The sequence below is a fragment of the Janthinobacterium saanense genome (assembly GCF_014200675.1).
GTDB lineage: Bacteria > Pseudomonadota > Gammaproteobacteria > Burkholderiales > Burkholderiaceae_D > Janthinobacterium.
Genome location: NZ_JACHCI010000008.1, coordinates 43326 through 56223, shown reverse-complemented (window position 1 = coordinate 56223; position 12898 = coordinate 43326). Strand labels below are relative to the sequence as shown.

Genomic DNA, 12898 nt, shown 5'->3' with positions numbered 1-12898 from the left:
CACCTGCGCCTGGTCGGCGCAAGTGCCTGGCCCTTTTTAGACCTGGGCCATGCCGCCGTCTACCGGCAAGTCGATACCGGCGATATAGCTGCTTTCATCGGACGCCAGGAACAGGGCGGCGGCCGCGATTTCGTGCGCTTGGCCCATGCGGCCCAGTGGCACCTGGGTAGCGAAGAAGGCACGCACCTGGTCGGCGCCTTCCTTGCTCTCAGCCTGGCTGTCGATCATCGGTGTGTCGACCGGCCCTGGGCTCAGGGTGTTGACGCGAATGCCGCGTTCTTTCAGCTCCATGGTCCAGGTGCGCACGAAGGAACGTACGGCCGCCTTGGTGGCGCTGTAGGTGGCGTAGCCAGGGAAACCCTTGGACGAGACGATGGACGAGATCACGATGATGGCGCCGCCCTTGCTGATCAGTGGCAAGGCTTTTTGCACGGTGTAGAACACGCCTTTGGCATTGATGTTGAAGGTCTTGTCGAAGTGCGTTTCGTCCGCGTCAGCGGTGGACTTTGGTTCCACGATGCCGGAGTTGGCCACCACGATGTCCAACTGGCCTTTTTCGGCCTGGATGGTGGCGTACAGGCGGTCCAGGTCGGGCAGGCTGGTGACGTCGCCTTGCACTGCAGTGACGTTGCTGCCGATCAGTGCGACTGCCTTGTCCAGTTCGGACTGGCGGCGGCCGGTGATGTAGACGTACGCGCCTTCCTTGACGAAACGTTGTGCCGTTGCCAGGCCGATGCCGCTGCTGCCGCCGGTGATGACGGCTACTTTGCCTTTAAGATTGCTCATTTCAATACTCCAGTAATGGTCAGGTGAAGGGCTTGCTTGCGAGGGCCAGGTTTGCCTTGCATCCAAGCTACCCATGAAGCAAGTATCGGGGCGGGGCTACCCGCCGATAAGACCATCCAGCCGTATAATGCCTATGCCTCAAAGGCATGAATGAGCATGGAAATGACAGTGGCTATAGCTAAAGGAGCATCAATTGGATCGTCTGTTACTCATGCAATGTTTTGTACGCGCGGTGGAAACCGGCAGCTTTTCAGCCGTGGCGCGTGAGCTGGGCACGGGGCAACCCAATGTGAGCCGTAATATTGCGGCGCTGGAACAGCATCTTGCTACGCGCCTGCTGCACCGTTCGACGCGCAAACTGACGATGACGGCGGAGGGCGAGCGCTACTACGCGGAGGTCAGGCAAGTGCTCGATGCGATTGCCGAAGCCGAGTCCAATGCCCGTGGAGAAGACAAACCCGGTGGCGTGCTGAAAGTGAGTTGCCCCACCTCGCTGGGCCGCACCCAGTTGCTGCCGTGGGTAGTGAAATTTCTGGAACTGCATCCCGAGATGGAGATCGATGTGCAGATCAGCGACCGTTTTATCGATATGGTGGAAGACGGGGTCGACCTGGCTATCCGCATCGGTACCTTGAAAGACAGCAACCTGCGTGCCCGGCGTATCGGCGCGTCCGAGCGCGTGTGTGTCGCCAGCACCGCCTATCTGCAAAAAAATCGGGCGCCGACGTTGCCATCAGACCTGGCGCAGCATAACTGCATCGCTTATACCTTGTTTTCCTCCGGCACCTCCTGGCTGTTCAGTGTAGGGGAAGTGGCGATCAAGGGTAGCCTAAAGTCCAACACGCTCGATGGTGTCCATCAGGCCGTCATCGATGGCCTGGGTATCGGTTATGGTCCCCTGTGGATGTTCGAAGACGCCGTGCGCCGTGGCGAGGTGAAACTGCTGCTGACCGACTTCAGCCCGCAGCCGGTGCCGATCCAGATCGTCTATTCTGCCGCCCGGCTGATGCCGCGCAGGGCCAGCGTTTTCATGGATTTCTTTGCGGAAGCATTCAAAAGCCAGCCATCCTTGAACGAGGGTGCCTTGCAGAAACTGCTGGCTAGCGATGAAAAAGGATTGATCTTCACGGCGTGAGACTGCTGCCGCAGTTTGGCACTATGCGATGTAACTTTGGCGTGATCTGATTGGCGCGTGGCGCAAGGCAGCTTTACTCTTGACCTGTCCACCGTCAGTGGGCCTCAAGCAGGGCTCACTTTACGGGGCTCTCGTCCCTACGCTGCCCATCAACCCATAGAGGTTTGCCATGAACACATCTGCTGCCAAAGATACAGTCAAAGATACAGTCCAGACGATCACCACCCATTATATCGACGGTGCTTTCGTCGAGTCGCACGGCCGTGAAGTGGTCGACATCATCCGCCCCACCGACCGTGCCGTCATCGGCCACGCCACCCTGGCCGACGAGGAAGATACGCGGCGCGCCATCGCCGCGGCCAGACGCGCTTTCCCCAGCTACAGCCAGTCCGGCAAGGAAGAGCGCGTGCAAATCTTGCGCCGCCTGCATGCCGCCACCTCGGCGCGCGTCGATGAGCTGACCGCCGCCATGGTGGAAGAATATGGCGGCGTGGTGCAATTTTCCCGCTTGATCGTGGAAGCCGCCATCAACGCCTTCCATGCGGCAGAAGTTGCACTGCAAGACATGCCGCTGGAAAGCAGCTGGGGTACCACCAAAGTCACCCAGGAAGCGGTCGGTGTCGCCGGTTTGATTACCGCCTGGAATGCGAACGCCCTGTTCATTTGCCTGAAACTTGCTTCGGCCGTGGCCGCCGGTTGTACTGTCGTCGTCAAGCCCAGCGAGTTGTGCTCGCTGCAAACCCGCGTCTTGCTCGAAGCGCTGCACGCGGCCGACTTGCCCAAGGGCTTGCTCAACGTTGTCACGGGCCGCGGCGGCGTGGTTGGCGCAGAACTGGTGCGTCATCCCGACGTGGACAAGATCTCGTTCACGGGTTCGGTTGCTGTTGGTCAACATATCATGCGCGAAGGCGCGGCAACCATGAAGCGCATCACCCTGGAACTGGGTGGCAAGTCGCCGACCATCGTGCTGGACGACGCTGACTTGGGCCAGGCAATACCGTCGGCCCTGATCATGGCTTTCCTGAACAGCGGCCAGGCTTGCGCCGCCGGCACGCGTTTGCTGGTGCCGCGCAGCCGCCTGGAAGAAGTCAAGCAAGTCACGAAGGAAGTGATGCGCGCGTTTGCCGTCGGCGATCCGGCCGACCCCAAGACGGCGGTCGGGCCGATGGTATCGCTCAATCAATATGAGCGCGTGCAATCGTATATCCGCAAGGGTATAGAGGAAGGCGCCGAAGTGCTGGTCGGCGGCCTTGGCCATCCGCAAGGTTTTGAAGCCGGTTATTTCGTGAAACCGACCGTGTTCGTCAACGTGAAAAACGCTATGACGATTGCCCAGGAAGAAATTTTCGGCCCCGTGCTGGCTATCATTGCCTACGACACGGACGAAGACGCGATCCAGATCGCCAACGATTCCAACTACGGCTTGCACGCCGCCGTGATCGGCGCCGACACGCAGCGCGCACGCCACGTTGCCGTCCAATTGCGCGCCGGCCGCGTTGTCATCAATAATATGGCGGACGATCCGCAAGCGCCCTGGGGCGGATTCAAGCATTCCGGCGTCGGCCGCGAATATGGCCGTTACGGCATTGAGGCATATCTGGAACCACGCGCCATCCTCGAATCCAAAGGAGCATTCTAATGAGCAAGCACATCACCATTTCCCCCGCGCAAGCAGCCGATCGCCTGGCCATCCGTGAACTGGTCGAAGCCTACGCCTATTGCGCCGACCGCCGCGATGCCGAAGGCCAAATGGCGTTGTTTACCGAAGACACCCACTTCGTGGTCTACATGAACGCCAAGGACCCGACCCCGGCGATGGACTTGCACACGCGCCAGGACCTCGCCCCCGTGTTCGCGGCATTGAATCAGTACGACGCCACCACCCACTTCATCGGCCAGAGCACGATCTTGAGCTTGACGGGCGACACCGCCACCGGCGTGGCCTATTGCCTGGCGCACCATGTGACGGTGGCTGACGGCAAGCGCCGTCTGATGATTGCATCGATCCGCTATCACGACAGCTTCGTGAAAGTGGATGGCGAGTGGCTGTTCTCGGAACGCCAACTTCTGGTTGATTGGGTAGACGAGCGCCCATTAGCCTAATTCGAATAGCCAGCAGCATCGTGCTACTGTAGCTGCTGCTGGCCTTTTTCCACTATTTTCAAACACAGACGATGGCTGACCGCGTCCCCATACCCATGGTGCTGTTCGAGCATCTTGCGCAAACCGGCCTCGATGTCGATGCCGTCCTGCGCCTGGCAAAATTGCCGCGCTCGCGCTTCAACGTTGCCAGGCCGGAAGGCACGACGGCCGAATTTTTCGCCCTGTGGCGCGCCGTCGAGCAGACCGCCGCCGACCCTGGCCTTGGCTTGCAACTAGGGCATGCCGCGCTGACTGATGAAGAGAACGTGGCCTCGCTGGCCGCCCTGCATTCGAATACTTTGGGTGAAGGGCTGGAGCGCCTGGCCCGCTACAAGCGCCTGGTCTGTCCGGAAAAAGTCTGGCTTGATATTGCGCAAGGCGAAGCGCGTTTGCGCTTCCAATGGCTGCTGGCCCATGAAGAACCGCCCGCGCTGCTGACCGACCTGATCTTTGCAGGCATCGTCAAAGTCGTCCAGCAAGGTACGAATACGCCCATCAAGCCGCGCCGCATCGAACTGACCCGTGCACCCGCGCACGAAGCCATGCTGCAACAGCATTTCGGCTGCGAAATTTGCTTCGACGCCCCGCACGACGTGATGGTGTTCGACGAGGCCGCGCTGGCGCTGCCCATGGTCAAGCGCAATGCCCAATTCCTGGCGATTTTATTGCCGGGACTGGACCTCGCGCTATCGAACAATGACGCCAGCCGCACCCTGGTCGACGACGTGCGCGACGCCTTGGTCGAAGCCATGGCCGGCGAGCGCCCCGCGATCTCAAAGATAGCCAAGTCGCTCGGCATGAGCGTACGCACCCTGCAGCGCCGCCTGGGAGAACTGGGCACCACCCATCAAGACTTGCTAGACGAAGTGCGCCACCAGTCCGCACGCCGCCTGCTGAAAGCCACCAGCCTGGGCATAGGCGAAGTGGCCTTTTTGCTGGGCTACGAGGAAGTCAACTCCTTCGCCCGCGCTTTCCATTTATGGGAAGGCGTCACGCCGGCGGGGTGGCGGGCGAACACCGCAGCGTGAGTTGCCCTTACACCCTGACGAAATTATGCGTAGACAAGGCGCCAAAAGGCAGCGATGCCAATCGGCCTCCCGCGTCCAGGGTACCCAGGTCTACCGGGAAGAAACCCGTGCTTTCAATCAATTGCCGCACTGCCGACTTGGCCGCTGCGTCATCGCCGCAATAGAACAGCACGCGCTGGCCACCGTTGACTTCCGCTTCTGCGTAAGCGTTGGCATCGAGATGGTTGTACGCCTTGACCACGCGCGCGCCAGGCAGCAACTGGCTGATCAATTCACTGGAATGCTGTGCTCCAAGATCGATGGCCTTGATGCCATAAGCGGCCAGCGGATTGGTGGGGTCCTTGGCATCGGCCGAATCGGGATCGAGGAATTCGACCGGGTTGATGCCGTCGATCACGATACGTCCATGCCAGGCCGGCAAGTGAGCCAAAGCCTGCCTGGCATCGGCCCAGCGCACGGCGAGAAAAACGATATCCGCGCTGGCCGCTGCTTCGACCGTCCCTGCCGTGATGGAAGGCCCCAGTTCCTGCACCAGCGCCGCGAGTGATTGCGGACCGCGGCGGTTGGCAATGGTGGCGGCAATGCCGTTCCTGGCAAGCAGACGGGCAATGCTGGAACCCAGGGCGCCTGCGCCAATAATACCTATACTCATGATGTACTCCTGTGGATGTAAGGGGCTGGAAAGAAGAGCCGCCAGCGCCCCTGCAGGCTGGCGGTCCTTTGCATGTGTCGTTCGTATATTAATAGTGTGTTTGCGACACATCGACATTTATAAATAAAAAAATCACCAAATCAATGGAATGGAAAATTTCCCCAGGCGCGACACTTCCAGCGCAATGTCCGCGATGGTCGTTTTTGCCAATTCATCCTCCAGCGCACTACGCGCACGTGCCAGAGCAGGCTGCAGCGCATCGAGAATATTGCCACCGACAGCGCAGCTTTCACAAGGCGGCGTGCGGTGCACGGAAAACAGTTCCGTATCCTCAACCGCCGCATACACGTCCAGCAGCCTGATCTCGGCCGCCGGCTTGGCCAGCATGGCGCCACCACCAGCCCCCAACTGCGAGCGCGTCAACCCCGCATCGTTCAGGCGCGACAGCAAACCACGAATAACGACAGCACCCGTGTTCGCGGAATACGCAAGGTCTTCCGAGCGCAAGGGCTTGTCGCCACTGACAGCCAGCGCAGCGAGGACATGGGCAGCAACGGCGAAGCGGGTACTGGTGGGCATGGTGAGATGATTGGTTTGTGTGTTGGTGACTTTATTACAGATAAGTGGTGCTGTCAAACTTTGTACGGCAAGATTTTCACCGACTTAGCCAGGAAATGAGGCCAGATCTATTTGATTTGTTAAACGTGTTTATAATCAAGTGGGTCTTAACAAAAATCCTTGTGTCGGTGGTTCGACTCCGCCCCGGGCCACCAAGAATGCTTTCAAAGAGAACGCCAACCCATGCAGGTTGGTGTTTTTATTTCTGCGGATGTAAAGTCCTTGTGTCGGTCTATTTCCGGGAAATCACTCGCTCCGCAGCCCGCCACCTGATAGGTCAAAATTCAGCCTGTAGTGGGACCGCAGCTAGAAATCGCGTAACTCTCTATTTGCTCCGCTAAGCTTTTTTTTCAAATGGCTCCATCAGTAGATGGTATCCAATCAAAAGGAACCAGAGCACTACCCCTCCACTCTTCAACAAGATGCACGTCCGTAAGCTCACCCCATACTTCGTCATCTGCATGATCAATGGGGTACCCTGACTTTTTCGGACACTCTGGTTTGGTAAACTTCACCAACTGGAGAACATATGAAACGCTCAACAACATACACACCTGAGCTTCGTGAAGAAGCGGTAAAACTAGTTCTGACACAGGGCCTGACGCTGGAAGACGCCGCGTTGCGCCTCACCATTCCCAAAGGCACACTGGCCAATTGGGTGGCGGCAGCGAGACGTGGTACGTCGCCTAAAGTGGCTCCTGGCAGCCGCTCCGTGCCTGAGCTGGAAGCCGAGGTAAGCAAGCTGCGCAAAGAGCTCGCCGAGGCACGCATGGAGCGCGATATCATAAAAAAAGCGGCAGCGTACTTTGCGCGGGAGTCGCTGCCAGGTACGCGGTCATGAAGATATTGCGACTCGAATTTCCCGTCACCGTTATGTGCCGCGTCTTTGACGTGTCGCGCAGTGGTTTTTATGCCTGGGCGAATGGCAAACCGTCGCAGCGGGCACAGGACGATGCACGCCTGAAAGTGGCCATCGAGGCGGTGCACGCGCAGAGTCGGCAGACCTACGGCCCGCTGCGCATGCAGCCGGAATTGACGGCGCAGGGCTTTCCGGCGGGGCGTGACCGCATCGTCCGCCTGCGTCGCGAACTCGCCTTACGCTGCAAGCAGAAGCGCAAGTTCAAAGCCACCACGAACTCGAATCATGACCTGCCGGTGGCCGACAACCTGCTCAATCAGACCTTTGCGCCGACCCGGCCGAACGAAGCCTGGGTGACCGACATCACCTATGTGGCGACCGGCGAGGGCTGGCTTTACCTGGCCGGTATCAAGGACGTGTTCACCTGCGAGCTGGTGGGCTACGCGATGGACGAGCGCATGACGCAAACGCTGACGGCAACAGCCCTGTGGAAGGCCGTGCACAACAAACGTCCCGCGCCGGGCCTGATTCACCACTCCGACCGCGGCAGTCAGTACTGCGCTCATGACTATCAAAAACTGGTGAAGCAGTTCGGCATGCAGCCATCCATGTCGCGCCGGGGAAACTGCTATGACAACGCGCCCATGGAGAGCTTCTGGGGCAGCCTGAAAAACGAGCTGGTGCACCATCAACGTTACGCCACCCGGGCCGATGCGAAAGCTGCAATACAGGAATACATCGAAAGCTTTTACAACCGCCAGCGGCGCCACTCGCGCCTCGGCAATGTTCCGCCCGCGTTGTTCGCTGAAAAATTCAGTAAACAGCCACGGGCGGCTTGAAACAAGAGTGTCCGCTATTGACAGTACACCTCAGACGATGGGAATGCGGGCCTCGTCCAATAAGACTTTGAGCCAATCTGCCGTGTAGTGGTGAGTTTTGATTCCTCCTTTGTCGACTAGATGGTTGGCCTCGTCCAAAAGGATGACCTTGACCTTGCATTGCTTGAGTAGGCACAGCAACTGATGGGTGAGATCTTTGATTCTTCCCCGATCCCAAAAAGGTGACCCGAGTTCAAGGAGCATTGCGCTTGCGAGCGTACTTGCATTGCCGTTCGGGGGAACTCTCACGTAGAGAACCGGCACTTCGGTGTACTCCGTGTGGATAATGGGAGGGTGGGTGCCCCTGAATTTTTTAAGCAGTCGCGATTTTCCAACGCCTGAATCGCCCAGTACAAATATGTTGTCGGCTTCTTCGTCTTGCCATTTCCGCTGGACTAGCTGATCTAATTTTTCGATCAAGGACGCAACGTGTGGGAACTTCACGAATGAGCGCTTCATGGTTTGAATAATCATGATGGACTTTTCGGGAGCACTCATTGATCGTCTCCATTAACGTCGTTCATCATTTCATACTCATAGCCGTCGAGATCCTCGGAACGCGGGGCCATTTCGTCTTCCATAGAGTGGCTTGGTTTCGACTCGCTCGGTGCAGAGGCGGGCTGGTGCATTTCTTTGCTAGTTTGATTGTTGAGCTTGGCTGCCGTCTTCCTGACCTTATATTTTTTATCTACAGAGGCTTGCGCTACCATATCGCGAACGATAGCTTGAGCTGAGGCGCGAGTACGCTGATGAACATCGGTAGATTTGATCGATTGCTTCGCTGCCTTACCCTGATCTAGCGTGAGGCCAACGTAGTCGGTATCGACATTGGGCACTTCGAAATATCTCTTTTCAAACGGGTCCCAAACATGAATGTGTCCGACATCATGTCGTGGCCATTTCACATCTACGCGAGTTTTCTTCTCAGGAAGCATGCAGCGCAGATCAGAAAGCTGTTTCGATGCATAACGATACGTATTTAGATCTATTCCGTAGTGCTGTATCTTTGATACGCATGACTCGGAGAATTCGATCTCCAGGTCTTTGGCATTCGCCTTGAGCTGAGGGGGATGCAAGGCTGCGCTTTCACGCCAGACTTCAATAGGTGTTCTGCGTCCAAGACCAACATGAGGACGAACATGATAAATGCCCAGTATCCAAGCATGAATCATCCGATCTAACTGCTCCAAGGTAATACAAGCATCATCCTCAGCCTTAAACCCGATGCGATCAGTGATACGGGCGAGCGTAGTGCCGGGCAAGCGGTGAATAAATGAGTAGTTGAACGTGCGATTGAATCGTTCGATGAACGGCTTGTCATTAGGTTCACGGGATCCAGAGAATTCGGTAATCACTCCCATATTAAGTAGTGCATCGACAACAGCAAAGGCATGGAATTCGCGGCCGTTATCCATGAGCAGGCGCTCGAGCCAGCCGTAACACTCCCACTCCATGTTGAGATCTGGATATCGGTCTTTGATATAGGTTTTTGGCAGCATAGCGTGCCTAAGCGCCTCGAAGACAGCCGGCGTCCCATGTCCCGCAAGCGATAGGTGGTATCCGAGAACGCAGCGTGAATAGCGATCGAAGACAATGGTGATTGTTGGCCTGCCGATGACAATTCCCTTGTCATCAACGACCATCATATCCACAGGTGTATGATCGATTTCAACCAATTCGAGTATCTTGGATACCCGGCGCGAGGCCAACGTTGCACCATAACGACGATCTGCTTCGCGCTTACCATACCGCGCTACAGCGAGATCGTAGCCATAAATGAGATTGATCCGGCGCTGAATGGTCCGAAAGCTCGGCATTTTTAGCCATTCGCTTTCAATAAGCATAGTGTTTTTGAGCGTAATGGCCAGGAATACTGCATTGTGAATTTCTTCTGTTGAGCTAGTCTTTTGCGCCAAAAAAATGTTGTCGATTTTTGCGTCGATGATCGCTTCAACGTCGGCGCTCAGGCGTGATCGGTTTTTACCTCCGCGAGAGTCGATTCTTGAAGACAACGCTCGAATGTCTTCTTGAGCTTGCTGAAATTGCTTGTGCCAGCGATAGACAGTCGTAACGTGCGGTGGCGTGGATTCGTTTCTTTGCTGGCTGATTTCTGCGATGGCACCAATGAGATTGTGCTTTGTTCCTTCAAAAGCGTATTGATCAATCAGCTTCACGATGTAGTCGATTTGGCGCCGAGAGGCTGATTGCGCCGCTGCCGATTTCTGTAGCATTGAATACTGCCGAACTTGTGAGGTTGCGCAGCGGCTCTTGGGTTGCAGATTTAAGGGAACGACTGCCAGTTCGCCTTTGGTGTATTCCGTCAATAGCGCATACAGGTCGTGCATTGAGAACTCGCCGGTGGTCTTCTTCTCGAGTTGTACTCCCGTCGCTGTACGCCGGTCTACGCGATATTCGATACCGTTACGGAAGACAGTTTGGTCTTTCAGGAACGCAATCATGATTTCTCCACTTAGGCTGGTTCAAAAAGAGAGTCTGGGTCTCGGCGCATCACGCGCTGGAGTAGCGCATCACATTCTTGTTGTGCTGCATACCAGCGGCGAAGAATTTCTGGCGTTGCTGTGTGTATGCAATGGGGATCCCAGAGAATGCCGTCCCGCGTCGGATCAAATCGGCCTGGTGCCGGGCGCAGTCGCACGAGGTCTTTCAGCTCTTCCTGGAGGCCTTCTGGCCGCAGATCGGTATCGGTGATGAGCGCGAAGGGACTCCGCGATGTTTTCAAATGTCGGATGACATGTTGAAGACGGATTGCAACGTGCCTATTCTTTTGGAAGTCAGCTGGTTTAATTTCGATGTAGTAGTTTTGGCCGCAAAAGGCGACTTGGAGATCGGGCGTGTAACGGCGGGGCTTAAGATCTGTGGGGATGTCCAGCACGCAGGGCTGCGTTACCAGCGAGGTCACCATACTCGCCACATTGAGCACTCGCAGAGCATCCTCTTCAATGAGGCTTTCAAATTTCAGCAACTTTCCTTTGTAGCTAGGAAAGTGACCCCGTACCCCGCGGCCGCTGACTGTAACGATCTCGCGTACTTTTCTATCGGAGAGATGCAGTGCGACGTTGTTGGTAGTAGTAGGGGTTTCTAATCTGCCAAACCGACCCGGGCGCAACTTGGTTCTACGGCCGATAGGGGCGTTCATGCTCACAGCCTGGGACGTGCTCGTCCCTCCTTGATGCTTGGTCATGGTTATTCTCGTCAAAGTAATGGACGTGTTTTGTCCAGATCGCAATAAAAAAATTACGAAATTGTCGACAAGGGGGCTTGACTTGAGAAGGCGGGCAGTAGAAACTAGATTTACTAGATCAGCATCACTGCAATAGCCAAAAGCGCCAGCTCCTTGTGGGTTTCGGTGCTTTTTTGGTTTCTAGCTCATCCCAGCTCCTCCTTGCGTTGATTTAGCTGATGCGTTAAGGCAGACACCGCCCAATCGAGTGAATTCCATTCTCTGTCGCCAAAATCAGCGACTTGGCGCAGCAGTTTCCCAACTCTGGCCGCGATCTCGTCTTCTTCACCATATTCTTCAATCACATCCAGCAGCCGGTCTGTCAGAGCGAATGTGACGAGCCTATTGGTATGGTTTGCCGGCGCATTGAGAGCGGACAACAGCTTCCTGGTGGTTTCAGCATTGGGAGCTTTTCTTCTTCCGCCTTCGATTCCAGCCAGATAACTGGCGTCCATACCAACCTCACGTGCGAGTTCACCTTGGCGCTTTCGCTCGCGGGTTCTAGCCAAAGTGAACGCACTTCCAAACAACATGCTGGACATTTTTTACGGACTGGAGAGGTTATTAATGTGACCAAGATAGCATTTATTGATTACCAACGCTAGCGTTATATTTCAGTAAGATGTTGATTTTAAAGGTTTTATTTTGAATTTTATCGTGTGTTGCAAATAACGTAGCCGTCGCATATGTGCCTCCGCAGCCAAGTACTCCGAGCGCGAGAAAATTAATTCCTCTAGAGAAGGTACTGGTTAGGAGAGCACGAGGCGCTGTTGATGCAACAGTGGTCGATTTTGCATTGGGTCGATGAAATATACCGGCTGAGCGCCGAACATTCGGAGCTGATAGTTACGCCCACTTTTCATCAGAGGAAGATTGTGTTAAATTTTGAATGTTTCCACGAGGAAATTTTTGATGATTAATTTTCTTCTGGCCTAGCAATACTTAGTTGGAGTTGAGGGTTTTATGTTTATTTTGAAAGAAGGACGCAGTGCTTTTCTAGAATTTCTACGCAATTTAACCCCTCAAATATTACTCCTGTCGTTGTGTTTTTTTATGGGTAAGAAGTTAAATTTTTCAAAAATAGACTTTGGTAATTTCCCGCCAACATTCATATTTTTTATTTTTTTATTTTTGGCAATTATTGCTGGTTGGGCAAATGCGTCAATCTTCATGGAGAAATTCGTTCCTTTAATACGCATTAGACGAGCAATGGGATTGATCGGGAAGAAGCAGAGTGGCAAGCGAGCCAGGATGAGAGTAACTTACGCTTTTAAAAAAAAGATGGTTTTTTTAGAAGGTATTTTCATAATAGCAATAGTGGAATTTGGATTGGCCGGTGTATTCGTTTCAGCCGTAGTGACGGCTAATAGGATGTCGATATAAATCGCTACTGAAACGTCGTGGAAATTCTAGCCGTTGACATCACCTTTACGGTTAGTTTAATTGTTTGCTCGCCGTTGCTGCAGAGTGTAACCTATTCTACCTAGCTCATCTTGGGAATGTTTCTTTTTGCGTTGTCGGGTTCAACTATCGTCATGACTTTACTGAAGGCGGAAGGC

At 55.1% G+C, this 12898-nt stretch carries 13 protein-coding genes; 6 read left to right on the top strand and 7 right to left on the bottom strand.

The features are described from left to right. Positions 1-36: 36 nt before the first annotated feature. Positions 37-786 (bottom strand): SDR family NAD(P)-dependent oxidoreductase, encoded by a 750-nt coding sequence (locus HDE72_RS12960; RefSeq protein ID WP_183741431.1) that lies wholly within the window; start codon positions 784-786, stop codon positions 37-39. Positions 787-997: 211 nt separating this feature from the next. On the opposite strand from HDE72_RS12960, the gene HDE72_RS12955 reads away from it, so the two are divergent. The 4 genes from HDE72_RS12955 (at position 998) to HDE72_RS12940 (ending at position 5091) form a co-directional block, all read left to right on the top strand. Further along, positions 998-1921: a LysR family transcriptional regulator gene (locus HDE72_RS12955; protein ID WP_260176670.1), complete on the top strand. Its 924-nt coding sequence runs from the start codon at positions 998-1000 to the stop codon at positions 1919-1921. Between the two features lie 169 nt (positions 1922-2090). After that, entirely contained in the window at positions 2091-3560 is a 1470-nt protein-coding gene (locus HDE72_RS12950; RefSeq protein ID WP_183741428.1) for an aldehyde dehydrogenase family protein, read from the top strand. Then, positions 3560-4024 (top strand): nuclear transport factor 2 family protein, encoded by a 465-nt coding sequence (locus tag HDE72_RS12945; protein ID WP_183741426.1) that lies wholly within the window; start codon positions 3560-3562, stop codon positions 4022-4024. The genes HDE72_RS12950 and HDE72_RS12945 overlap by 1 nt, the downstream gene beginning before the upstream one ends. A gap of 71 nt (positions 4025-4095) precedes the next feature. After that, the gene (locus HDE72_RS12940) at positions 4096-5091 is read left to right on the top strand and encodes an AraC family transcriptional regulator (protein WP_183741424.1); all 996 of its coding nucleotides are present in this window, start codon (positions 4096-4098) and stop codon (positions 5089-5091) included. A 7-nt stretch (positions 5092-5098) separates the two neighbouring features. Here the strand turns inward: HDE72_RS12940 and HDE72_RS12935 are convergent, their stop codons facing one another. Next, positions 5099-5743, bottom strand: a complete 645-nt coding sequence (locus HDE72_RS12935) for an NADPH-dependent F420 reductase (RefSeq protein WP_183741422.1) — start codon at positions 5741-5743, stop codon at positions 5099-5101. Between the two features lie 132 nt (positions 5744-5875). Beyond that, entirely contained in the window at positions 5876-6322 is a 447-nt protein-coding gene (locus tag HDE72_RS12930; protein ID WP_183741421.1) for an Rrf2 family transcriptional regulator, read from the bottom strand. 568 nt (positions 6323-6890) lie between these two features. Between HDE72_RS12930 and HDE72_RS12925 the strand changes: the two genes are divergently transcribed. After that, a protein-coding gene (locus tag HDE72_RS12925) for an IS3 family transposase (RefSeq protein WP_409254962.1) occupies positions 6891-8059 on the top strand; the annotation gives its coding sequence in 2 pieces (ribosomal slippage) (positions 6891-7158 and positions 7158-8059; 1170 coding nt in all). A gap of 30 nt (positions 8060-8089) precedes the next feature. Here the strand turns inward: HDE72_RS12925 and HDE72_RS12920 are convergent. The 4 genes from HDE72_RS12920 to HDE72_RS12905 all read right to left on the bottom strand — a co-directional run bounded on the left by HDE72_RS12920 (position 8090) and on the right by HDE72_RS12905 (position 11872). Further along, positions 8090-8596 carry a TniB family NTP-binding protein gene (locus tag HDE72_RS12920; protein ID WP_183741417.1) on the bottom strand — a complete coding sequence of 169 codons (507 nt, stop codon included), beginning with the start codon at positions 8594-8596 and terminating at the stop codon, positions 8090-8092. Beyond that, positions 8593-10557 (bottom strand): DDE-type integrase/transposase/recombinase, encoded by a 1965-nt coding sequence (locus tag HDE72_RS12915; protein WP_183741415.1) that lies wholly within the window; start codon positions 10555-10557, stop codon positions 8593-8595. The genes HDE72_RS12920 and HDE72_RS12915 overlap by 4 nt, the downstream gene beginning before the upstream one ends. Before the next feature lie 11 nt (positions 10558-10568). Further along, a complete protein-coding gene (locus tag HDE72_RS12910) occupies positions 10569-11255 on the bottom strand; it encodes a hypothetical protein (protein ID WP_183741413.1) in 687 nt (228 codons plus the stop codon). Positions 11256-11485: 230 nt separating this feature from the next. Continuing rightward, a complete protein-coding gene (locus HDE72_RS12905; RefSeq protein WP_183759316.1) occupies positions 11486-11872 on the bottom strand; it encodes a helix-turn-helix domain-containing protein in 387 nt (128 codons plus the stop codon). Between the two features lie 430 nt (positions 11873-12302). Between HDE72_RS12905 and HDE72_RS12900 the strand changes: the two genes are divergently transcribed. Continuing rightward, on the top strand, positions 12303-12722 hold the full coding sequence (locus HDE72_RS12900) for a hypothetical protein (RefSeq protein ID WP_183741409.1): 420 nt from the start codon (positions 12303-12305) through the stop codon (positions 12720-12722). Positions 12723-12898: the final 176 nt, after the last annotated feature.